General features: G+C 66.3%; 16 protein-coding genes, 1 tRNA gene and 1 other RNA gene. 9 read left to right on the forward strand and 9 right to left on the reverse strand.

What is annotated here, in order from left to right:
- Positions 1-20 precede the first annotated feature (20 nt).
- Positions 21-1,052 (forward strand): helix-turn-helix transcriptional regulator, encoded by a 1,032-nt coding sequence (locus tag H6A23_RS09120; RefSeq protein ID WP_204831875.1) that lies wholly within the window; start codon positions 21-23, stop codon positions 1,050-1,052.
- 232 nt (positions 1,053-1,284) lie between these two features.
- Positions 1,285-2,484 carry a DUF362 domain-containing protein gene (locus H6A23_RS09125; RefSeq protein ID WP_204831876.1) on the forward strand — a complete coding sequence of 400 codons (1,200 nt, stop codon included), beginning with the start codon at positions 1,285-1,287 and terminating at the stop codon, positions 2,482-2,484.
- Positions 2,485-2,712: 228 nt separating this feature from the next.
- On the opposite strand, the gene H6A23_RS09130 is transcribed toward H6A23_RS09125, so the two are convergent.
- From H6A23_RS09130 to treR, 3 genes are all read right to left on the reverse strand, one after another.
- Entirely contained in the window at positions 2,713-3,579 is an 867-nt protein-coding gene (locus H6A23_RS09130) for an alpha/beta hydrolase (protein ID WP_204831877.1), read from the reverse strand.
- Positions 3,580-3,636: 57 nt separating this feature from the next.
- The gene (locus H6A23_RS09135) at positions 3,637-4,491 is read right to left on the reverse strand and encodes an alpha/beta hydrolase (protein ID WP_204831878.1); all 855 of its coding nucleotides are present in this window, start codon (positions 4,489-4,491) and stop codon (positions 3,637-3,639) included.
- A 143-nt stretch (positions 4,492-4,634) separates the two neighbouring features.
- The gene (gene treR, locus H6A23_RS09140) at positions 4,635-5,357 is read right to left on the reverse strand and encodes a trehalose operon repressor (RefSeq protein WP_204831879.1); all 723 of its coding nucleotides are present in this window, start codon (positions 5,355-5,357) and stop codon (positions 4,635-4,637) included.
- A gap of 214 nt (positions 5,358-5,571) precedes the next feature.
- On the opposite strand from treR, the gene treP reads away from it, so the two are divergent.
- Both treP and H6A23_RS09150 read left to right on the forward strand, forming a co-directional pair.
- Positions 5,572-7,578 carry a PTS system trehalose-specific EIIBC component gene (treP, locus tag H6A23_RS09145; RefSeq protein WP_204831880.1) on the forward strand — a complete coding sequence of 669 codons (2,007 nt, stop codon included), beginning with the start codon at positions 5,572-5,574 and terminating at the stop codon, positions 7,576-7,578.
- 62 nt (positions 7,579-7,640) lie between these two features.
- Complete coding sequence (locus tag H6A23_RS09150; RefSeq protein WP_204831881.1) at positions 7,641-9,332, forward strand: alpha,alpha-phosphotrehalase; 1,692 nt, start codon at positions 7,641-7,643, stop codon at positions 9,330-9,332.
- Positions 9,333-9,435: 103 nt separating this feature from the next.
- Here H6A23_RS09150 and H6A23_RS09155 read toward each other — a convergent pair whose 3' ends face one another.
- Both H6A23_RS09155 and ade read right to left on the reverse strand, forming a co-directional pair.
- Positions 9,436-9,993 (reverse strand): YcxB family protein, encoded by a 558-nt coding sequence (locus tag H6A23_RS09155; protein WP_204831882.1) that lies wholly within the window; start codon positions 9,991-9,993, stop codon positions 9,436-9,438.
- A gap of 389 nt (positions 9,994-10,382) precedes the next feature.
- Positions 10,383-12,194: an adenine deaminase gene (gene ade / locus H6A23_RS09160; protein WP_204831883.1), complete on the reverse strand. Its 1,812-nt coding sequence runs from the start codon at positions 12,192-12,194 to the stop codon at positions 10,383-10,385.
- Between the two features lie 285 nt (positions 12,195-12,479).
- Here ade and ffs point away from each other — a divergent pair.
- Positions 12,480-12,575: signal recognition particle sRNA small type (ffs, locus tag H6A23_RS09165), an RNA gene on the forward strand.
- Between the two features lie 83 nt (positions 12,576-12,658).
- On the opposite strand, the gene H6A23_RS09170 is transcribed toward ffs, so the two are convergent.
- Positions 12,659-12,748, reverse strand: a tRNA-Ser gene (locus H6A23_RS09170).
- 61 nt (positions 12,749-12,809) lie between these two features.
- On the opposite strand from H6A23_RS09170, the gene tadA reads away from it, so the two are divergent.
- Positions 12,810-13,325 carry a tRNA adenosine(34) deaminase TadA gene (gene tadA, locus H6A23_RS09175; protein ID WP_204831884.1) on the forward strand — a complete coding sequence of 172 codons (516 nt, stop codon included), beginning with the start codon at positions 12,810-12,812 and terminating at the stop codon, positions 13,323-13,325.
- A gap of 116 nt (positions 13,326-13,441) precedes the next feature.
- On the opposite strand, the gene H6A23_RS09180 is transcribed toward tadA, so the two are convergent.
- The 3 genes from H6A23_RS09180 to H6A23_RS09190 form a co-directional block, all read right to left on the reverse strand.
- The gene (locus H6A23_RS09180; protein WP_204831885.1) at positions 13,442-14,998 is read right to left on the reverse strand and encodes an L-lactate permease; all 1,557 of its coding nucleotides are present in this window, start codon (positions 14,996-14,998) and stop codon (positions 13,442-13,444) included.
- A gap of 84 nt (positions 14,999-15,082) precedes the next feature.
- Positions 15,083-16,351, reverse strand: a complete 1,269-nt coding sequence (locus H6A23_RS09185; protein WP_204831886.1) for a class I SAM-dependent rRNA methyltransferase — start codon at positions 16,349-16,351, stop codon at positions 15,083-15,085.
- Positions 16,352-16,492: 141 nt separating this feature from the next.
- Positions 16,493-17,755 carry a DEAD/DEAH box helicase gene (locus H6A23_RS09190; RefSeq protein WP_204831887.1) on the reverse strand — a complete coding sequence of 421 codons (1,263 nt, stop codon included), beginning with the start codon at positions 17,753-17,755 and terminating at the stop codon, positions 16,493-16,495.
- Positions 17,756-17,828: 73 nt separating this feature from the next.
- Between H6A23_RS09190 and H6A23_RS09195 the strand changes: the two genes are divergently transcribed.
- The 3 genes from H6A23_RS09195 to H6A23_RS09205 all read left to right on the forward strand — a co-directional run bounded on the left by H6A23_RS09195 (position 17,829) and on the right by H6A23_RS09205 (position 21,297).
- Complete coding sequence (locus tag H6A23_RS09195; protein WP_204831888.1) at positions 17,829-18,803, forward strand: homoserine O-succinyltransferase; 975 nt, start codon at positions 17,829-17,831, stop codon at positions 18,801-18,803.
- Positions 18,804-19,124: 321 nt separating this feature from the next.
- Positions 19,125-19,565, forward strand: coding sequence for an XRE family transcriptional regulator (locus tag H6A23_RS09200; RefSeq protein WP_286165927.1), 441 nt, complete (start codon positions 19,125-19,127; stop codon positions 19,563-19,565).
- Positions 19,566-19,686: 121 nt separating this feature from the next.
- The gene (locus H6A23_RS09205) at positions 19,687-21,297 is read left to right on the forward strand and encodes a serine/threonine protein kinase (protein WP_204831889.1); all 1,611 of its coding nucleotides are present in this window, start codon (positions 19,687-19,689) and stop codon (positions 21,295-21,297) included.
- Positions 21,298-21,610: the final 313 nt, after the last annotated feature.

Genomic DNA, 21,610 nt, shown 5'->3' on the forward strand with positions numbered 1-21,610 from the left:
CCCCCGAGGAAGGGCCAGCCATGAGCTTCCGCGACAACCTCCAGCACCTGCGCGCCACGCGCAATATGACCCAAGAGCAGCTTGCCATGCTGCTGGGCGTCTCCCGCCAGTCCGTGACCAAGTGGGAGGCCGAGAAGAGCTATCCAGAGATGGACAAGCTCCTCAAGCTCTGCCAGATCTTCGAGTGCAGCCTGGACGACCTCGTGACCGGGGACCTCACCGGCCGCGCGCCCGAGCCCGCCGCCGCGTCCGTTCCCGTCGGGCCGCCCACGGACGTCTGCGGCTACGACGAGCACTGGCGCACGCTGGCATGGAAGGTCCCCACCGGCATCGCGGCGATTCTTCTGGGCATTGCGATCGGCCTCTTCTTTGAGGGCGCGGTCGAGCTGGCGCCGATGGGCGCGCGCGACGGGCTCTTTGTGATCATCGTGTTCCTGGGCATCCTGGCTGGGCTGGCGTTTCTTGTCCCCGCCGGCATGGACCACGCCGCCTTCCAGAGGGCGCATCCCTACGTGGAGGACTTCTATACCGACGACGACCGTGCCGCAGCGCGCAGGCAGTTCTCCGGCGGGCTCATCGCCGGGCTTGCGTTCATCTTCGCGGGCATCGGCTGCCTCCTCATGATCGAGCCGACGGCGGAAAACGTCGCGCTGTTCTTCCTGATGTTCTTCATCGCGCTGGGCGTGTGGAACATTACGCATTACGGGATGTTGCTCGGGCGCATCAACGTGGCCGAGTACAACAAGAGCGTGGCCGAGGACCTTGAGGTTGAGGACATCGTGAGCGCGGAGCTGGACGAGGCCCGGCGAGAGGCGCTTCTCGCGAGCAAGCGGGAGGACAGGAAGATTGGCGCGGTCTGCGGCACCATCATGATCGTGGCCACGATTGTGGGCCTGGCGCTGCTGTTCACGCCGGTCTTTGCCGCACCCGACCTCTCCGCGTTTGAGCCGGAAGGCACCTCGGCCATGTGGTTTTGGGTGGCCTGGCCCGTGGGCGGCATGCTCTGCGGCATTGTGACCATCCTCATGAAGGCGTTTGGCCAGGATGAGTAGCCCATGCCGGTTCTAGGTGTTTTCTGCGAGGCCCATCGAGTATCCGGGATAAACGGGACGAAAAGCCGCAGGTAGATAAATGCCATGGCATCGGTAGTACTTGAGAAAAGCCGAAAGAAACACCAATAACCGGACCCCGTGACAAAAACAACCAAATTGGCGACGCGGCGTCTCTTGCATCCCGTACTGGCGTAAAATCGAAAGCAAACGTTACCCGAGGGAGAGGGGCCGCATGGACGCTGCCGCCAATAACACTGCCAAGGTCTACTACACCAACCTGCGCACCTACGCGCGCGAGAGCCAGCTCGACAAGCTCAAGCGTCTCATCCGCCGCGCCGGCATCGGGCAGATTGACTTTGAGAACAAGTTCGTCGCCATCAAGATTCACTTTGGCGAGCTGGGCAACCTCAGCTTCCTGCGTCCCAACTACGCCCGCGCCGTAGCTGACGTGGTCAAGGAGCTGGGCGGCAAGCCCTTCCTCACGGACTGCAACACGCTCTACGTGGGCAGCCGCAAGAATGCGCTCGAGCATATCGACTGCGCGTACCAGAACGGCTTCACCCCGTACGCCACCGGCTGCCAGGTGATCATCGCCGACGGCCTCAAGGGCACCGACGAGACCCTCGTCCCCGTGAAGAACGGCGAGTACGTGAAGGAGGCCAAGATCGGCCACGCCCTCATGGACGCGGACATCGTGATTTCCCTCACGCACTTCAAGGGTCATGAGCAGGCCGGCTTTGGCGGCTGCATGAAGAACCTCGGCATGGGCGGCGGCTCGCGCGCGGGCAAGATGGAGCAGCACGCCGCCGGCAAGCCGAGCGTGCACACCGAGAAGTGCGTCGGCTGCCGCGCGTGCGAGCGCATCTGCGCGCATGGCGCCATCAGCTTTGAGGGGACGCGCGAGCGCGAGCTGCCGAGCGGCAAGACGGTCACCGTGCCGGTGGCGCACATCGACCACGACCGCTGCGTGGGCTGCGGCCGCTGCATCGGCGCGTGCAACCAGGACGCCATCGAGCCGGACTACGATGCCGCCGTCGACGTGCTCAACTACAAGATCGCCGAGTACACGCAGGCCATCGTGCAGGACCGCCCGAGCTTCCACATCTCCATTGCCATGGACATTAGCCCCAACTGCGACTGCCACGCGGAGAACGACACGCCCATCGTGCCGGACCTGGGCATGTTCGCGAGCTTTGACCCCGTGGCCATCGACCAGGCCTGCATTGACATGGCGCTGGCCGCGCCCGTGCTGCCCAACTCGGAGCTCACGGACATGAGGGCCAAGCTGGAGGCCGAGGGCGGCGTCCCCGAGCGCTGCCAGCACGACCACTTCAACCTCACGCACCCGGACACCAACTGGCGCTCCATGATCGAGCACGGCGAGAAGATCGGGCTGGGCACGAGCCACTACGAGCTGATCGAGGTCAAGTAGTTAGTGCGCGCGGGGTCGCTCTGCTGCGCCCCTTGTGCCGGCGCTTATATCGACAGCGGGTCCTTCGCCCCTGACCTCACAAGATGAGGCCAGGGGCGAAGTTTAGAGCTTCTGCCTGCGAGAACGTTAGCCTCACCTTGCGATGCCGAGAAGTATCTTCGCGCCCGCCGGCCGCGGCCAGGTGAAGCTGGTCGCGGCCGGCGGGCAGAGCATCTGGGGACCGCTGGGCTAGCGCTGGTTCTCCGGCGGGCGGAGCTTGGTGAGGGCGGTGTAGTCGACCTCGGCGGAGCTCGGTTTCATGGGGCCGGGCGCGTACCAGTCGAGCGCGCAGTCGATCCAGGCGTTCCAGAACGGCCACTCGTGCGCGCCGATCTCCGGCTCCCAGTAGGTGACGTCAAAGTTGGCGTCGCGCAGCAGGTGCACGAGGTCGCGGTTGTTCTGGCAGAGGTTGTCATGCAGGCCGCAGGCCGAGTAGAAGCGCGGCTTGGGCAGGTCGGGGTCCTTGCGGAACTTGTCAATGAGCGCCACGTAGTCCTTGTCGGACCCAATGACGGTGTCGAGGTCGCCGAAGAAGCGCTCGTAGTACTTGCGCTTGCGTGGCGAGTGGGACTCCACGGCCTCGAGCACGCGGTCGCGCATGAACGCGCCGGAGAGGATGATGATGCTGCCAAAGCGGTCGGGGCGCAAAAGACCGTTGATGAGCGCCGTGTAGGCGCCGATCGAGATGCCGGCGAGCGCCGTGTCCTCGCGCTTGGCCGAGAGCGGGAAGAGCCGCCGCGTAAAGTCCACCAGCTCCTCGCTGATGAACTTGCCGTGCCACTCGTTGATCTCGGGCTTGTTGAGGTAGAGCCCGTCCTCGCCGGAGGGCATGATGAGGGCGACGTCGCGTGCCTCGGCCGTCTCGACCACGTGGGTGCGGTCGATCCAGTCGACGTCCTGGCCAAAGAGCCCGTGCAACAGGTACACCGTGCGGTACGGGCCGCGGCGCTTCTTGGCGAGCTTGTCGCCGTCCATCTTGTCGGCGGGAATCACCGCCGTGAGCACGACGTTGCGCTGAAGATAGTGAGAGTAGAAGTCGACTCTGAGCAGTGCCATTCTCGAGTCCTCCCTGCGCGGTCGGATGAGGCAGTGTACCGGCCCCGGCGCATGGCGCTAGAGGAGCCAGTCGAGCGCCTGCGGCAGGGCTGCGTTCCAGAAGTCCCAGTCGTGGCCGCCCGCCATCTCATGATACGTGACCTCGAGCCCGGTGTCGCGCATGCGCCCTGCCAGCATCCGGTTAGCTTCGGCGAGCGGGTCCTGATTGCCGCAGGACATGTAGATGCGCGGGCGCGGGCGGTCGCAGTAGACGAGGTCTGCGGCCAGGCGCGCCGGGTCCTTGTCGCTTCCGCGCACCTCGTCGAGCTTGCCGAAGGTGTGCTCGAGGAAGGGGCGGGAGAGGAAGAAGAGGTCGTCCGAGATGATCTGGTCAAAGCCGTCGATGATCATGGCCGAGGAGAGCGCCACGATGGAGCCGAAGGTCTCGCAGTACCTGAGGCCGTTGCGCAGCGCGCCGTACGCGCCCATCGAGATGCCGCCGATGAAGGTGTCCTCGCGGCGGTCGGAGAGCGGGAACATCCGGCGCGCCACCTCCACGAGCTCCTGGCCCACGAAGCGGGCGTAGTAGTCGTGCGTCTCGGGCTGGTCGAGGTAGAAGGCGTTATAGCCCGAGGGCATCACCACGGCGATGCCGTGGCTCTCCGCCCAGTGGCGGATGCGCGTCTCGGAGATCCAGTCCGCGTGGTTGCCGGAGATGCCGTGCAGCAGGAAGAGCGTCTTGAACGGCTCCTTCTTGGGCGGGTAGGGCATGCGCTCCCAGGCGCCGTCCTGGGCCTCGACGGTCTTCTCGGCGTGGCGCAGGTTGGAGCTGGCGGCGTACGCGGCGCCCTGGTCGTCAAAGGGGAGAATGACCTCGAGCGTGGTGGTGCGCATGAGGCTCGAGGAGAAGTAGTCAACGCTGATGAGAGCCATGGGGGCCTCCTTGTTGCGGGCTAGCGGAACCACGCAAGTATAGCGCGGATGGCATGGTGGCCGCGCAGGGGTGACCTGACAAAGGTGACGGGGTCGTTTGTCATGAGCCTTTCATGACAAACGACCCCGTCACCTTTGTCAGGTCACACGCGCTGGCGGACGGCGGTGTCGCGGAAGCAGAAGTGGTCCGGGCGGTGGCGCGACTGCGTCCACTCGATGAGGACGCCCTGCGCGTCAAAGGTCTGGCTGGCAACCACGGCCAGGTAGTCGATGCCGTTGAGGTCAAGGAGCTCGCGGTCCTTCTCGCCCGCGCGCTCCACGGTGATGGTGCGCTTGCTCATGGCGATGGTGATCCCAAGGGTCCGCTCGATGTGGTCGTAGATGGAGCGGCGCGCCACCTCCACGGTGATGCCGGGGACCGAGGAGGTGCGGAAGTAGCTGTGGTCGAGGATGAGGGCCTCGCCGTCGATGCGCCGCACGCGAATGACGTAGGTGAGCTCGTCGCCCTCGGCAAAGCCGGTCAGCCGCGCCAGCCGCGCGTCCGCGATGACCTGCTCCACGCGGGCGACCTCCGTCCTCGTGTGCAGGTGCGCCCGCTCGCCGGCCTCCCGGAACGACTCGATCGCCCCCACCGTGAACGACGTCCGCGCCTGCGGCTGGTAGACCACGCGCACGCCCTTGCCGTGGACCGGCTGGACGTAGCCCTGCTCGCGGAGCAGGCTCAGGGCGCGCCGCAGCGTGTTGTGCGAGCAGTCAAAGGCCGCCGTGAGCTCGGCCTCCGAGGGGAGAAATGCCTGGAAGGGGTAGTCGCCCCGCTCTATGCTGTCGCGAATCTCGCGGAAGATGACATCGTAGCGCGCCTTCATGTGACCTCCTTCACATCTGGTGTCTATCTTATTCAAATAAGGTTTTCCCGCCAGTTGCCACCGTTCGCGGACAATCAGCGACCGTTCGCCTCATATCGTCAACTTATTCAAATAAGTAGTGACACACTGACAATGAACTTATTCAAATAAGTTCACGCACCCAGGCGGGCGCGAGAAGGGCGAGCCGGTTATGGTTACCAAGAGGAGGTAGCTGATGGCAAAGTACACAGAGGACGCGGGGCGGCTTCTCGACCTCGTGGGCGGCAAGGGGAACATCTCCGCCGTCACCCACTGCATGACGCGCATGCGCTTCGTGCTGGTGAATCCGGACAAGGCCGACGTCGCGGCAATCGAGGAGCTTCCCAGCGCAAAGGGAACCTTCACGCAGGCGGGGCAGTTCCAGGTCATCATTGGCAATGACGTGGCGGACTTCTACCAGGAGTTCAAGCAGATCAGCGGCATCGAGGGCGTCTCCAAGGAGGCGGCCAAGGAGGCCGCGGGCGCCCACCAGAACCCGCTGCAGCGCGCGATGGGCATCCTCGGCGAGATCTTTGCCCCGCTCATCCCGGCCCTCATCTGCGGCGGCCTCATCCTGGGCTTCCGCAACATCATCGGCGAGGTCAACTTCTTCACCGACTCGGGCGCCTTCGACCTCCAGCACGGCACCAAGTCCATCGCGGACGTGTGGACGTTCTGGAACGGCATGTACAGCTTCCTGTGGGTCATCGGCGAGGCCGTCTTCCACATGCTGCCCGTGGGCATCTGCTGGTCGGTCACGCGCAAGATGGGCACCACGCCCATCCTGGGCATCATCTTGGGCCTCACCCTCGTGAGCCCGCAGCTGCTCAACGGCTTCTCCGTGGCCACCGCCACCCCCGAGGACATCGCCGCGCACACCTACGACTTTGGCTTCTACTCCTTCCTCGGCACCGGCTACCAGGGCCAGGTCATCGCGTCGCTCATGGCCGCCTTCGTGCTCGTGTGGCTCGAGAAGTTCTTCACCAAGGTCACGCCCGAGGTCGTGCGCATGATCGTGGTGCCCTTCATGTCCCTCGTGCCGGCCGTCTTCATCGCGCACCTGGTGGTGGGCCCCATCGGCTGGGCCATCGGCAACGCCATCGCCGAGGCGGTGAACTGGGGCCTCAGCTCTGACGTGCGCGTGCTGTTTGCCGCCGTCTTCGGCGCCGTCTACGCGCCGCTCGTGATGACGGGCCTGCACCACATGACCAACGCCATCGACTCCCAGCTCGTCAACAACCTCGGCTACACCACCCTCTGGCCCATGATCGCGCTCTCCAACATCGCGCAGGGCTCCGCGGTCCTGGCCATGACGGTGCTCCAGAAGAAGAACGAGCGCGCCGAGCAGGTCAACATCCCCGCGTGCATCTCGTGCTACCTCGGCGTCACCGAGCCCGCGCTCTTTGGCGTCAACCTCAAGTACAAGTTCCCGCTGGTCTGTGGCATGATCGGCTCCGCCTGCGCGGCCATGGTCTGCACCGGATTCGGCGTTCAGGCGCTCTCCATCGGCGTCGGCGGCCTGCCGGGCATCCTCTCGATCGTCTTCAACTTCTGGGGCATCTTCGCGGTCTGCATGCTCATCGCCATCGTGATCCCGTTTGTGCTCACCTACCTCGTGGGTACCAAGAAGCTCGGCGAGAAGGACCGCGGCCTTGTGCTCGCCGCCGCCCCCGCCGCCGCTTCTGAGGCCCCCGCGGACGCTGCCCCCGCCTCGTCCGCCCCTGCGGCCGAGCCCGTCGACCGCGTGCTCCTGGCCCCGCTCTCCGGCTCCGTGCAGCCCATCACCGAGATGCCCGACCCGGTCTTCTCCAGCAAGGCCATGGGCGACGGCCTGGCCATCGAGCCTGCCGCCGGCGCCGATACCGTCGTGGCCCCCGCGGACGGCATGGTGGCCGCCACGATGCCCGGCTCCAACCACGCGATCGGCCTTGTCCTCGACGACGGCATGGAGCTTCTCGTCCACGTGGGCGTGGACACCGTGGAGATGGGCGGCGACGGCTTTGCCTGCCTCGTCGAGCAGGGCCAGCGCGTGAAGGCCGGCCAGCCGCTCATGACCTTCTCCACGAGCAAGATTCGCGCGGCCGGACACCCCACCGCCGTTGCCTTCGTGGTGACCGGCGAGGGCTCGGCCCAGGGCCTCGAGCTCGTCTCCGGCATGGAGGCCGAGGCCGGCGACACCGTCGTGGCCACCTACCGCGCCTAGACTCCGGGCGCGCGGGCCTTCCCGCGCGCCCTTCGCACGTCCCAAGAGGAGGTAACTCGCTGATGGCAGCAATCGAGAAGGACTTTCACAAGAGCGTGGTCTACCAGATCTACGTCAAGAGCTTCTGCGACAGCGACGGCGACGGCCTGGGCGATCTGCCCGGCATCACGAGCAAGCTCGACTACCTGGCCGAGCTGGGCGTGGACTACCTGTGGCTCACGCCGTTCTACCCCTCGCCGCAGCGCGACGGAGGCTACGACATCTCCGACTACCGCGCCGTCGACCCGCGCTACGGGACGATGGGGGACTTCGACGAGCTGGTGGCTGCGGCGCGCGAGCGCGGGATGGGCATCATGCTTGACATGGTGCTCTGCCACACCTCCTGCGAGCACGAGTGGTTCCAGCGCGCCCTCGCGGGGGACGAGAAGTACCGCGCGTACTACATTCTGCGCGACGGCCGCGGCTCCACCGGTCCCGGGGACCCGGGCAAGCCGCCCACCAACTGGCAGTGCGCCTTCGGCGGCAGCGCCTGGGAGTGGGAGCCGCGCCTCGGCAAGTGGTACCTGCACATGCACGACGTGAGCCAGCCGGACCTCGACTGGACCAACCCCGAGGTCCGGGAGGCCTGCGCGGACGTGGTGCGCTTCTGGCGCGCCCGCGGCGTCACGGGATTCCGCTTTGACGTGGTGAACCTCATCTCCAAGCCGGACGTCTTCGAGGACGTGCCCGGTCCCGGCGACGCCTGCCGCGCCCTCGTGGCCGACGGTCCCCACGTGCACGAGTACCTGCAGGAGCTGGTGGCGCGCGCCGGGATCGACGGCATGGTCACCGTGGGCGAGATGGCCTCCACGACGCTGGAGAACTGCATCCGCTACACCCGCCCCGAGAGCCACGAGCTCTCCATGAGCTTCAGCTTCCACCACCTCAAGGTGGACTACGCCGGTGGCAGCAAGTGGGCCCTCATGGAGCCCGACATCGACCGCCTGCGCGAGGTCCTGCGCAGCTGGCAGGAGGGCATGCAGGCCGGCGGCGGCTGGAACGCGCTTTTCTGGGACAACCACGACCAGCCCCGCGCCGTCACGCGCTTTGGCGGGCGCGAGGGCGTTGGGAGGCGCGGCGGCAGCTGGGAGCGCGTGGGCAAGATGCTCGCCGTCATGAGCTTCTTCATGAAGGGCACGCCCTACGTCTTCCAGGGGGACGAGCTGGGCATGACCAATGCCGGCTACGCCTCCATCGACGACTTCAACGACGTTGAGAGCCACAACAACTACCGCATCCTCGTGGATGCCGGGGCCACGCCCGCCGAGGCGCTTCATGTCATCCAGGAGCGCTCGCGGGACAACGGTCGCACCCCCATGCAGTGGACCTCCGCGCCGGGCGCCGGCTTTACGACGGGCGCGCCGTGGCTCGCCATCCCGGCCAACCACGAGCTGGTGAACGCCGAGGCCGAGGTGGGCGCGGAGGGCTCCATGTTCGAGTTCTACCGCGCGCTCGTGGCGCTGCGGCACTCCTCGGACGTGATTGCGCGCGGAGAGGTGCGCTTCCTCGACGCCGGCGCGGCGGCGCCCAAGGTGATCGCCTTCGAGCGCGTCCTTGGTGACGAGCGGCTGGTGGTGGCGTGCTCCTTCGATGACGCTCCCTGCCGGCTTTCTGGCCTGGGGGCCGAGAAGTACGAGGTTCTTCTCGGCAACTATGCCGACGCGCCCGCGCCCGGCGAGCTGCGCCCCTACGAGGCCGTGGTCTGGAAGCGCTAGCCAACGGCAATGACCTGACAAAGGTGACGGGGGAGACTGTCATGAAGGGTTCATGACAGTCTCCCCCGTCACCTTTGTCAGGTCGCCTCTGTCGGGCTTGCCCCTAGCGCTGGTCCTCGAGGAAGCGGACGAGCTCGCGAAAGCGGTTCTCGCTCAGGCAGCGGCGGGGAACGTAGGCGTACCGTCCGCGGCCAAAGCTCGCGAGCAGGCACTCGTCGGTCGCGCTGACCCACTTGAGGTCAGAGAGGGGGTAGGTCGCCGAGCTGCCAAGGTTGCTCTGCACGTGGACGGCATCGTCGCAGACGACCACGTGACGCCGCTCGTTTGGCCCCTCGAGGGCAAGGCTCCCGCGGCGCGCCAGCCGCAGCTGGAGGGTGTTCCAGTTGGCCCAGACGTACAGCAGCGCAAAGGCCACGACGGCAAGGACGAGGAGAAGGACGTTGTTGTCCCGGAAGTTCCACGCGCAGAACACGAGGATCAGCAGGGACGCAAAGTTGACGAAGGTCAGGTACTGCTTGGCGCGCGGGTGGATGCGCTCGGCTGCGCGCGCCAGGACGAGCTCGTTGTAGTCATACGTCGCGGACGCGCGGACGTTCTCGAAGGCGTCGTCGCTGAACTCGCTCTGTCCCTCCCGGCGCCGGGCGGCGGTCTTCTTGGCCATGCTCACTCCTTTGGGTCGGTGCACCCGATACATCCTATCGCGGCTATGGAGGTCTTGTTGGCGAGATGTGCTTCGACGGTGAATCCGACCGTTCACCGCAATGTGGCCTCGGTGACGCTGCGTATTGGGAATGATATACGTCGTGCAGGGAGCGACGGTACGACGAAGCGACGTCCGTGCCGACGCACTGTGAGAGCGTAATTGCTAGGCAGCTGCCAAAAGTGGGGGCCCGGGGCGCGCAAGCGGCGCCGACGGGCCCTCGTCTATTTGAGGCGGGCCTGACAAAGGTGACGGGGCCTGACAAAGGTGACGGGGGGGACTGTCATGAACGCTTCATGACAGTCCCCCCCGTCACCTTTGTCAGGCCCCGTCAGGCCGCCCGTCCGGGCCTACTCCACGAGCAGGTCCTCCATCTCAAAGGTGAGGCAGTTCACGTAGCCGCGGTTGGTGAGGCGCAGCTCGGGCACGCACGCGAGCGACATCACGCCCATCGTCATGAACGGCGAGGGCATCGCGCAGCCCATCTGCTCCCACGCCCTTCTCGCCTGCGCGACCTTCTCGGCCACGACCTCAACGCGCTCCGTGCTCATGAGGCCGCAGACCGGCAGCTCCACGAGCGCAAGCACCCGGCCGTCCGCCACGGCGACCTCGCCGCCGCCGCACTTCGCGAGCGTTGCTGCCGCGAGCGCCATGTCCTCGTCGTTGTCGCCCATCACGAGCAGGTTGTGCGCGTCGTGGGAGACGGTCTGCGCGAGCGCGCCGTGGATGCCAAAGCCCATGACAAAGCCAAACGCGTGCGTGCCGTCTGCGCCGTGGTGGCGGTCGAAGACGGCCACCTTGAGGACGTCGTGCGCGGGGTCCGCCCGGAGCTCGCCGCCCGCCACCGGCACCTCCACCACCACGTTGCGCGTGAGCGTGTCGCCGGGGTCGATGGCCATCGCTCGGACGCGGGCCGTGCCGTCCGGCAGGTCAACGGGGATGCGGAACGTCTCGGCCGTGGGGGTGAGGCCCAGGTTCATGGTGTGGGTCATGAAGTCGGGCCAGGCGTAGGGCTCGGGAGAGAAGAGCGCGCGGCCGTCCTCGGCCACGAGCTCGCCGTCAATGAATACCTTGCGGGCGCAGAAGCCCTCGAGGTCATCGAGAAGCACGATGTCGGCGCACTTGCCCGGCGTGATGGAGCCCAGGTCGTGCGCGAGCCCGAAGTACTCCGCGCAGTTGATCGTGGCCATCTGGAGGGCGGTCACCGGGTCGAGCCCCAGCTCGACGGCCGTGCGCAGGATGCGGTCCATATGGCCCTCGTCGAGCAGGGTGTGCGGGTGGTTGTCGTCCGAGCAGAGGAGGCACAGGCGCGTGTCCACGCCGCTCGCCACGAGCTGCGGCAGGTAGCCGGGCAGGTTGAGCCAGGCCGAGCCCTGACGCAGCTGCACGTACATGCCCAGGCGGAGCTTCGTGAGCACCTCGTCAAAGCTGCCGGACTCGTGGCAGGAGGAGACGCCGGCGGCAATGTAGGCGTTGAGCGCGCGGTCGCGGTCGGGGGAGGGGAAGTGCCCGGTCACCACGCGGTCGGCCTTGAGGGTCTCGCGCACCTCGTCGATCGCGTTCTTCTCGCCTGCCAGGATGCCGGGGAAGTTCATCATCTCGCCGAGGGCGACGACGTTCTCCCACGTCATGCTATCCGCGATGTCCGCCGCGGTGACCTCGGCGCCCGTGTCCTCCACGCCCGTCACGGCCGGCACGCAGGAGGGCGGCGTCATCATGGCCTTGAGCGGCGCCCGCCGCGCGTCCTCGAACATCGCGCGAACGCCCGCCATGCCGGCCACGTTGCCGACCTCGTGCGGGTCGCAGAAGATGCCGGTGGTCCCGTGCGGCACGACAGCCCGAGCGTACTCGGCTGGGCCGATCATGGCACTCTCTATGTGGATGTGGCTGTCCATGAGGCCGGGCGCGGCGTAGAGGCCGCTGGCGTCTATGACCTGCGTGTCGGGGCCTATGCAGTGCTCGGCCGTGTGCTCGCCGAGGCCCAGGTAGGCCACGCGGCCGCACGCGACGGCGATGTCGGCGTCCGGTAGGATCTCGTGCGTGGTCACGCTCACGAGGTTCGCATGGCGGATCACCAGATCCGCAGGCCGGGCGCCCTGCGCTACGCGCACGAGCTCGTCGTTGCACTCCCAGAGCGGGGTCTTGCAGAAGTTGTTGCGCATGGGGCCTCCCTACGGTCGGGTTTTGACAAGCGTAGCGCGCCGCGGGGCGTCCGTCCGGGGTTGTCGGCGGACGGCTGTGGGCTGGTATCCCGAAAGACTACGCATAACCCGACAAATCAGAGGATTTTTCTCGCAAAATGTCGGGTTGTGCGTTCCGGGGCTCGGTATGCCGGGACCGTGGGCGCAATCATGGGCCGGATATGTTGTTCAAAGGCGCCCGCGTGCCGAGGTCGGCTGCCCGCCCGTGCGCCAGGCGCGCTTCTGCTACACTCTTGCCGAGCGCGTTCGATGGGTTCGGGTGACGCAACACCTCGAACCTGGTCAGGGCCGGGAGGCAGCAGCCATAAGGGGCCTCTGGCGGGCACCCGTTCCCATCGAGCGCGCTTGCTGGGCGTTCCGGACCTTGGGCCTGGGGCGCCTTTTGCGTTTCAAACTGTATGGAGGGCTCGCCGAGAAAAAGAAGGCGGAGGAGGAGGGATTCGAACCCTCGGAACGGGGGATACCCGCTCGACGGTTTTCAAGACCGCTGCAATCAACCACTCTGCCACTCCTCCGAGTGTGCAAGCATTAGTATCCTACCCCATGTGGGGCGGACGCGGATGCGGGGGACCAAAGATGGACGCGGGCGAGAAGAACGACGAGCGGTATATGCGCCTCGCGCTCGAGGAGGCGGAGCTGGCTGCGGCAGAGGGCGAGGTGCCCATTGGCGCCGCGGTGGTGTGCGACGGCCGCGTGGTCGCGCGCGCCCACAACCGGCGCGAGACCGATGCCGACCCTTCGGCGCACGCCGAGTTCTCCGCCATGGTTGCCGCCGCTCGCGAGCTGGGGCGCTGGCGGCTGACGGGCTGCACGGTTTACGTGACGCTGGAGCCCTGCCTCATGTGCGCCGGCCTCATGGTGAACGCGCGCGTGGACCGCTGCGTGTACGGGGCGGCGGACCCCAAGGGCGGAGCGCTGGGCACGCTCTACGACGTGAGCCATGACCCGCGCCTCAACCACGAGTTCGAGGTCACCCCCGGCGTGCTTGCCGATGAGGCCGCCGAGCTGCTGAGGGCGTTCTTCCGCGCGCGCCGCGACGCCCGGCGGGCCGCCCGCGCGGCTGCAGGCGGCCCGCCGGGCGAATGCGAGTGACAGGTTTCGGACGTACGGGGCCGCTTTAGGGGCCTCGTACGTCCGAAACCTGTCACTCAGCTCAGTCTGGGATGGGCGCGGATGCGCCGAGAGGGGCGTTCTTCTCGCCCGCGTTGCTACAGGATGAGCGAGCCAACGTACACGATGACCGCCATCGCCGCGGCGTAGGCGAACGCGTACTTAGCAATCTTGCCGAGGATCTCTCCGTCCTTGCCCACGAGGCCGCAGGCCGCGCAGCCGATGGCGATGTTCTGCGGGCTGAGCATCTTGCCGGCGGAGACGCCGAGCGAGTTGGACGCCACGAGCCATGTCTCGTTGGCGCCGATGGACTGCGCCGCATGGAGCTGCACGTTGCCAAAGAGGACCTCGCTCGAGGTGCCGGAGCCGGTGACAAAGGTGCCGAGCGCGCCCAGGAGCGGAGCCACGAGCGGGTAGAGGCTGCCGAGCGCGGCCACGAAGAAGGCCGAGATGCTCGCGATCATGCCCGAGTAGCCCATGATCTTGGCGCAGGCCAACACGCCGAGCATCGTGACGATGGTCTTGCTCATCTGCTTCACGGTGGCGGCGAGGACGCCGAGCATCTCGCGCGGCGGGCAGTGCTGGATGAGGCCGCCCACGATGCCGCAGATGAAGATCAAGACGCCGGGCGTGTTCACCCACGAGAAGGTCAGCGTTGCCGTGGGGTCGCCCGCGTAGATGTTGACCGTGCTCTTGATGGCGGAGAGCGGTCCGTTCACGAACGGCACGAGCTTGCTCGTGAGCAGCAGCACCACAAAGATGAGGGCAAACGGCGCCCAGGCGCGCAGCTTGTCCGCCACGGACTCCTGCGGCGCGTCGTCGTCCGCGGCCGCGTCGAGACGGAACTTCTCGGGCACCTCGGCGCCGCTCTTGTGCAGGTGGAGCGCAAAGGCAAAGGTGAGGACGAGCGAGACCACGGAGGCAACCACATCGGGCAGCTCGCCGCCGATGAAGTGGCCGGCCACCACGAGGCAGGCCGCGAAGGAGACGCCGGAGATAAGCGAGATGGGCAGCATCCCCTTGAGCGCCTTGGGGCCGTGTCCCACGAGCGCGACCATGAGGATCGGGCAGGCCACGACGAACGGGAACACCTGGATGGCCTGGACGGTGGCGAGCTCGACCACGTCGATGCCGGTGATGGAGGCGAGCGTGGTGGTGGGGATGCCGATGGAGCCGAACATCGTGGGCACGCCGTTGGCGATGAGGCAGGCCAGGATGGAGGTCACCGGCGAGATGCCGAGCGCCATGAGCATGCTCGCCGGGATGGCGACGGCGGTGCCAAAGCCCGCCATGCCCTCGAGGAAGCCGCCGAAGCACCAGCCGATGAGCAGCGTGAGCACGCGCCTGTCTGCGGAGACCGAGCAGAGCATCCGCTTGATCGTCTCCATGGCGCCGGTGTGCACGGTGAGGTTGTAGGTGAAGACCGCCGCGATGATCACGATGACGATGGGCCAAAGCGCCATCGCAAAGCCCTCGAGTGCGGCCGTGGCCATGTTGACGGGCGTCATGCCCCAGCCGAGGGCGGCACAGAGCGCGGCCACGACGAGCGCACCGAGGCTGGCGAGGTAGGCCTCCATATGGAGGCCGCAGAGCGCGATGACGAGCCAGATGATGGGGGCGAGGGCGAGGACGAACATACCAAAGAGCTCAAGCATGGTGGTGACTCCCAGGGTCGTGCGTGTAATCAATCTCACAATCTACCACTTGGGCGGCATGAGAGGACAGCCCCTTTGTGCCGACTAGACCACCTGGAAGATGAAGAAGTCGAGGTAGTGGCTCTCGGGGAAGCCCCAGAGGATGGGGTGGTCCGGCGCCTGCTGGCGCTCCTCGACCTGTTTGAGCTGGACGTTTGCCTGGTGGGCTGCCTCGGCGATCGCCTTGGCGAGAAGATCGCGCGTCATGAAGTGGGAGCAGCTGCAGGTGGCGAGGTACCCGCCGCGCGGCAGGAGGCGCAGCGCGTGGTAGTTGATCTCCCGATAGCCGCGCGCGGCGTGTGCTACGGTGCCGCGACTCTTGGTGAAGGCGGGCGGGTCAAGCACGATGAGGTCGAACGGCCCGCCCTCCTCGCGCAGGCGGCCGCGGTCGCGGGCGAGCTCGGGCAGGTAGTCGAGGACGTTCGCGCAGGTGAAGTCCATGCGCGCGTCTAACCCGTTGAGGCGGGCGTTCTCCCGCGCGAGGTCAATGGCGGTCTGACTCACGTCCACGCAGCGTACGCGGTCCGCTCCGCCCGCGGCGGCGTTGAGGCCGAAGGGCCCCACGTGGCAGAAGCAGTCGAGCACGCGCCGCCCGGCAGAGATCTCGCGCACGGCGCGGCGGTTGTACTTCTGGTCCAGGAAGAAGCCGGTCTTCTGGCTGTTCTCGATGTCGAGGTCAAAAGCGAGGCCGTTCTCACGCACCATGATGCGCGGGGTCTCGGGCGTGGTGACGCCCGCCCCCTCCCACCAGCCCTTGTACTGGGGCAGGCCCTCCTTGGCGCGGGAGGCGCCGTCGTTTCGCTCGTAGATGGCGTCAATCCTCTCGCCGTCCGCGGCGAGGGCGTCCAGAAGCGCGGCGTACACGACGGGTCGCAGCCGCTCCATCCCGACGGTGCCCACCTGCGTGACCAGCACGTTCTCGTAGCGGTCCACCACGAGGCCGGGGATGCCGTCCGCCTCCGAGAAGACGACGCGGCAGCAGTTGGTGTCAGGCTCGGCGCCGGGGAGGGCGCGGCCGCCCATGGTCGTGCGGCGATGCTGCCAGGCCCAGGTGACGCGCCTGCGCCAGAACGCCTCGTCGACGCGGTCGTTGGCGTTGTGGGTGACCATCCGCACGCGGATCTTGGACTCCTGCGAGAGCAGGCCCGCCCCCTGCCACGTGCCGTTCTCCTCGAAGACGTCCACAACGCTGCCGTTCTGGGCTGGCTCGGCGGAGATGACCTCGCCCTCAAAGACCCATGGGTGCCCGCCCGCGAGCGAACGGGCGGCCTTGCGAGTGACGGTGATGCGCGGATAGGGGCGTGCCTGCTTCACGTGTCCTCCTGCGGATTGGGGACGGGTTATTTCTCTCAGAGTTTTTGGGACAGGCCTTGGCTGCCGCCGGGGCGGGCCTTCCTCGCGTCGGGGACCTGTCCCAAAAACTCTGAGAGAAATAACCCGTCCCCAATCCGCAGGCTAGTAGTGGCGGCCGTAGCGGCCACCGGCGATGCCGCGGCCGCGGCTGCGCGAGCCAGCGAACATCGTGCGGGTGGAGCGCTTGGTGGGGCGGTCCGCCTGCGGCACGATGCGGCCGGAGTCGTAGGTAAAGCCGTCGAGGTCCCACACGGGTACGAGCTTCTTGGTGAAGTACTCGATCTCGCGCAGGGGGCTGATTTCGTCCGGCGCCACGAAGGTGTAGGCGTGGCCGGTCGCGCCCGCGCGGCCCGTGCGGCCGATGCGGTGGACGTAGTCCTCGGGGTCCATGGGGACGTCGAAGTTCACGACGGCGTCGATGCCAGAGACGTCAATCCCGCGGCTCATGACGTCGGTTGCCACGAGGACCTGGACCTTGCCCTCGCGGAACTTCTCAAGCGCTCGCTCACGGGCCTTCTGCGGGCGGTCGGCGTGCATGACGTCGACCTTCACGCCGGCTGCCTTGAGGGTCTTGGAGACGTCGTCCACGCGGTGCTTGGTGCGACAGAACACGAGCACGCGCTCGGGCTTCTCGCCCGCCGCGCCGCCGGTGTCCAGAAGCGCGCGCAAAAGCTCGGTCTTCTGGCCCTGGGTGACGGGGCAGAGGTGCTCCTCCACGGTGTCCGCGGTCTCGCCCACGCGGGCGATCTCCACGGTGGCGGGGTCGGTGAGCAGCGCGTCGATCGTGGACTTGATCGACGGCGGGATGGTGGCCGAGAAGAGGAGCGTCTGGTGCTCGGCGGGCAGCGCGTGCATGATGCGGCGGACGCTCGGCCAGAAGCCCATGTCCAGCATGCGGTCCGCCTCGTCGAGGACGAGCACCTTGACCTGCGAGAGGCTCACGTGCTTGTGCTCCATGAGGTCAATCAGGCGGCCGGGCGTGGCGACGAGCAGGTCGCAGCCGCGCTCGAGCTCTTTGATCTGGCGGTCGAACTTGGCGCCGCCCATGACGATGACCGCGCGCTGGCCGGTCTTCTCGCAGACTACGGAGACGACCTTCTCGATCTGCGCCGCGAGCTCGCGCGTGGGCGTGACCACGAGCGCGTGCGGCCCCTTGCCCTTGGCGCCGGCCACAAGCTGCAGCGCGGGCAGCGCGAAGGCCGCGGTCTTGCCCGTGCCCGTCTGCGCGGAGGCCACGATGTCGCGGCCCGCGAGCACCACGGGGATGGCCTGCTCCTGGACGGGGGTCGGGGTGGTGAAGCCGAGGGCGTCCACCCCGGCGAGAATCTGCTCGTTTAGCCCGAGCTCGGCAAATGTAGTAGTCATAGCTGCAAGTATAGAGCATGGACACCGGAGCGTGGGTATACTGGACAGGTTAAGCCGCAGAAATGGAGTCCGCATGCCCATCAACATCCCCGACGGCCTGCCCGCCAAGGCCATCCTCCAGCAGGAGCGCATCTTTGCCCTCGAGGAGGAGGTGGCAAGCCATCAGGAGATCCGCCCCCTGCGGGTGGCGATCTTGAACCTCATGCCCACCAAGATCGAGACCGAGACCCAGATCCTGCGCCTCATCTCCAAGTCCCCGCTGCAGGTGAGCTGCGACTTCATGCGCGTCTCCACCCACGAGTCCACGCACGTCTCGCAGGACCACCTCGTCAAGTTCTATGACACGTTCGACTCCTTCCGCGACAAGAACTATGACGGCCTCATCATCACCGGCGCGCCCGTTGAGCACCTCGAGTACGAGGAGGTCGACTACTGGGACGAGTTCTGCGAGATCGTGGACTGGAGCCAGGAGCACGTGTTCTCGACGATGTTCCTCTGCTGGGGCGCGCTGGGCGCGCTGTGGCACCTCTACCAGATTCCCAAGCGACAGCTCGGCGCCAAGCTCTTTGGCGTGTTCAAGCAGCGCCTCTGCGACGAGTACAGCTTCCTCACCAACGGCTTCGACGAGGTGCACTACATGCCGCACAGCCGCCACGCCGCAATCGACACCGGCGAGCTGGCCAAGCACCCCGAGCTCTGCACGCTCTCCGAGGGCTTCACGAGCGGTCCGTCGCTTTTGGCCACGCGCGACTTCCACGAGGTCTACGTGACCGGTCACTTTGAGTACGGTCGCGACACCCTGGCAGACGAGTTCTGGCGCGACTTCCACAAGGGCCTGCCCATCCGCGTGCCCGAGAACTACTTCCCGGATGACGACCCGGAGAAGCAGCCCCTCTTCACCTGGCGCGCGCACGCGAACCTGCTCTACCGCAACTGGCTCAACTGGGTCTATCAGATGACGCCGTATGACTTGGACGAGATTCCGGCCGCGATTGCCGATCTGCGCGCGCGGAGCACGGCCGCGACCGGTCACGTGGACAAGTTTTAGGGGGTACGCGGCAGCCTCTTGTGCAATTAGAGGGATAGTGCGAAATAATCGGCGTTCCGCCTGCAATCAGCGGGATAGTGTGAAGGGTTTTCGATGGGGTGCGGGATGGGCGCTCCCCTGTTTCCTGCGAAGACGTCTGCAGGGAGAGGTTTTTTGACGCCCGCTGGGGCCAGTTTTGGCCAAAAAGGCTTCACACTATCCCGCTGATTGCACGACCATCGGTCGATATTTCGCACTATCCCGCAAATTGCGAGCGCACGCTTCGCGCATCATGATGATGGGGACCGACCTCGTTCCATCGTACGAGAAAGGTGGCGCGCCATGCCCAAAGAGCGTCTGACAGAGGAGCTGCTCGAGCGCCTGCTTGCGTCCTCGACTCCGGAGGCCTATCTCGACGAGGGCCTGACAATCGACCGCAGGCTACCCGACTACCTCTTCCAATTGCTCGGAGAAAAGGGTATGAAACGCTCCGAGGTGGTGCGCGCTTCCGGTCTCAACAGTACGTTCGTCTACGACGTTTTCAACGGCGACAGCCGCCTTGGCCGGGACAAGGCCATCATGCTCGCGTTTGGCATGGGATGCACCCTGCGCGAGACCCAGCGGCTGCTGCGCCTCGACGGCGTCTCCGAGCTCTGGGCTAAGAACCGTCGCGATGCCGTGATCATCTGGTGCGTGGAGCACGGGTATAGCCGCACCCAGACGGACGACGAGCTATATCGTCTGGGCGAGAAGACCCTGCTGGGAACCGGCCCGCTTCGTTAGCCGCCGCCGCGCCGGGCGCGTGTCGCTCATTCAGTTGCGAACTGAGGAATCAGTCCACGACTGAATATAACCTTTACTATTGTTAGCTGTGAGGGTGGGGGGATGAGCGGATGGCGCTGAATTGAACGATGAGCAGGTCATGCATGCCATGGGCATAGACGACGCATATCATGTGGAGCGCGTGCTGGCCAGCGGTGCCGGTGGCACAACGGAGCTCGTGACCTTGGACGGGTCCGGCCCGTTTGTTCGGAAGCGCATCCCCGCCAAGCTGGCGCGCCGCGGCGTGTGGGCGACGCTCGCTGAGTGCGACTCGGCCCGCCTGCCACGCGTCGAGGCAACCTATGAGATGCCCCGAGAGTTCGTTGTCGTGTGCGACTACGTCCCTGGAGAGAATCTCGAGCAGATGGTCGCCTCCCGCGGGCATCTTGACGAGAAAGACGCGCTGCAGATTGTGGCCCAGCTTTGCGAGGCGGTCGGCGCCCTTCACGCGCGCGGGATCATCCACCGCGACATCTCGCCCGCGAACGTAATCGTGGCTGCGGACGGCGCGCACCTCATCGACCTGGGAATCGCTCGCTTTAGGGTGGAGGGCGCCACGCGCGATACCACTCAGCTTGGCACGTACGGATTTGCGTCTCCCGAGCAGTATGGTTTTGCCCAGACCGACGCCCGGTCGGACGTCTACTCGCTCGGCCGCATGCTCGGCTACCTGCTCACGGGCGTCATGCCGGCGGAGGGCGAGAAGTACGAGGCTGCGCTTGAGGATGACTCGCTGGTCTCCCCGGATTTGCGGGAAATCATTCAGCGCGCGAGCGCGATGGAGCCGAGCGCACGCTATCAGAGCGCTGGGGCCTTTGCGGCGGCGATAGGCGGCGAGAAAGACGCGGCTCCAGACGAGGTGGCGGATTCGGTGGAGCCGCCGACGCTTGGGCCGGCGCCGCGTCGGCGTAACTGGGTGAAGGCCCTTCTTGCCGTGATGGCGGCGGTTGCGTTTGTGGCGGCGGTGGCAATCATTTTCGCGCAGACGTTTGGGGCTGGAGAGAAGGACGCGGGTGCCCCGGTTGCCGATGAGCCGGCTCAATCCCAGCCGCAACGGCAGCCGGAGGACGACGCAGACGATGCGGACGGCGCCTCAGCTGCCCCCGCCACCGATGAGAACCCTCTCGAGATCGTGGAATCCGGGTGGTCGCCTGATTCAGCTGGCTACATCAGCTATGCCTTCGCGCTGCGTAACAACAGCGGGGATTCAACGATCGAGTACCCCACGGTCACCATCACGGGTCGCGCCGATGACGGATCAGTCGTCTTTTCCCAAGACCAGGTCCTTGGCGTCATCTATCCGGGCCAGACCATCTGGTGGGCCGCCCCGGCGGGAAACGGGACGGCGCCGGACAGTGTTGAGTTTGCCGTCTCCGAGCCGGATGGCCACAACGCGAGCATGGCAACGGGCGAAGCGTCCACCTATTCGATCTCCAACCTCTCGGTGGTGGAGGACGGCTTCGGTTCGAAGTCGTTCACGGGGGAGGTGACCCTGGAACACGAAGGCGACGAAGTGTTCGATATGGGGTCCGTCGCGATACTCGTTGTTCTGCGCGATGAGGCTGGCAGGGTCATTTATGGGGGGCAGGCGTTCGTCGACAGGCCAGCCCAGGGCGCGTCAAGGTCATTTGAGGTGAGCTGCTTCAATCCGCCCGACTACGCCTCGTATGAGGTGCACGCGCTCACGTGGTAGGCTCGCCAGCCGGGCGCGTCGATTGACATTCTTGGCCCAAATTGCCCATCTGGGGCAGTTGTTTTCGGAGAGTCATGGCTCAGTAATTCGGAAAATACCGGCTCCTACTATGATCGTCGCGGTAGAGGGAGGGTAGCATGACGAGGCGGAGTATCGCGCCGAAAGGATGCCCTTCGCGTGTCGCGGGCAGACAGGTGGAGGATCGCGTCGCGAAATGTGGTGTAAGGGAGACCTGAATTAGGAACGGCCTCCGTCCTAGAATCTCTTTCGACCAAGAGAAGGATTCGAGGGAACGGAGACCGCAATGGACACT

It is taken from the genome of Olsenella uli, from assembly GCF_016900775.1.
GTDB classification, from domain to species: Bacteria; Actinomycetota; Coriobacteriia; order Coriobacteriales; family Atopobiaceae; genus Thermophilibacter; species Thermophilibacter uli_A.

Coding starts and splice junctions, on each gene's coding strand:
- H6A23_RS09155 (WP_204831882.1), bottom strand. CDS start 9,993: ATGGCCAAGAAGACCGCCGCCCGGCGCCGGGAGGGACAGAGCGAGTTC.
- H6A23_RS09180 (WP_204831885.1), bottom strand. CDS start 14,998: ATGCTTGAGCTCTTTGGTATGTTCGTCCTCGCCCTCGCCCCCATCATC.
- treP (WP_204831880.1), top strand. CDS start 5,572: ATGGCAAAGTACACAGAGGACGCGGGGCGGCTTCTCGACCTCGTGGGC.
- H6A23_RS09195 (WP_204831888.1), top strand. CDS start 17,829: ATGCCCATCAACATCCCCGACGGCCTGCCCGCCAAGGCCATCCTCCAG.
- H6A23_RS09120 (WP_204831875.1), top strand. CDS start 21: ATGAGCTTCCGCGACAACCTCCAGCACCTGCGCGCCACGCGCAATATG.
- H6A23_RS09135 (WP_204831878.1), bottom strand. CDS start 4,491: ATGGCTCTCATCAGCGTTGACTACTTCTCCTCGAGCCTCATGCGCACC.
- H6A23_RS09190 (WP_204831887.1), bottom strand. CDS start 17,755: ATGACTACTACATTTGCCGAGCTCGGGCTAAACGAGCAGATTCTCGCC.
- ade (WP_204831883.1), bottom strand. CDS start 12,194: ATGCGCAACAACTTCTGCAAGACCCCGCTCTGGGAGTGCAACGACGAG.
- treR (WP_204831879.1), bottom strand. CDS start 5,357: ATGAAGGCGCGCTACGATGTCATCTTCCGCGAGATTCGCGACAGCATA.
- tadA (WP_204831884.1), top strand. CDS start 12,810: ATGGACGCGGGCGAGAAGAACGACGAGCGGTATATGCGCCTCGCGCTC.
- H6A23_RS09125 (WP_204831876.1), top strand. CDS start 1,285: ATGGACGCTGCCGCCAATAACACTGCCAAGGTCTACTACACCAACCTG.
- H6A23_RS09200 (WP_286165927.1), top strand. CDS start 19,125: ATGCCCAAAGAGCGTCTGACAGAGGAGCTGCTCGAGCGCCTGCTTGCG.
- H6A23_RS09130 (WP_204831877.1), bottom strand. CDS start 3,579: ATGGCACTGCTCAGAGTCGACTTCTACTCTCACTATCTTCAGCGCAAC.
- H6A23_RS09150 (WP_204831881.1), top strand. CDS start 7,641: ATGGCAGCAATCGAGAAGGACTTTCACAAGAGCGTGGTCTACCAGATC.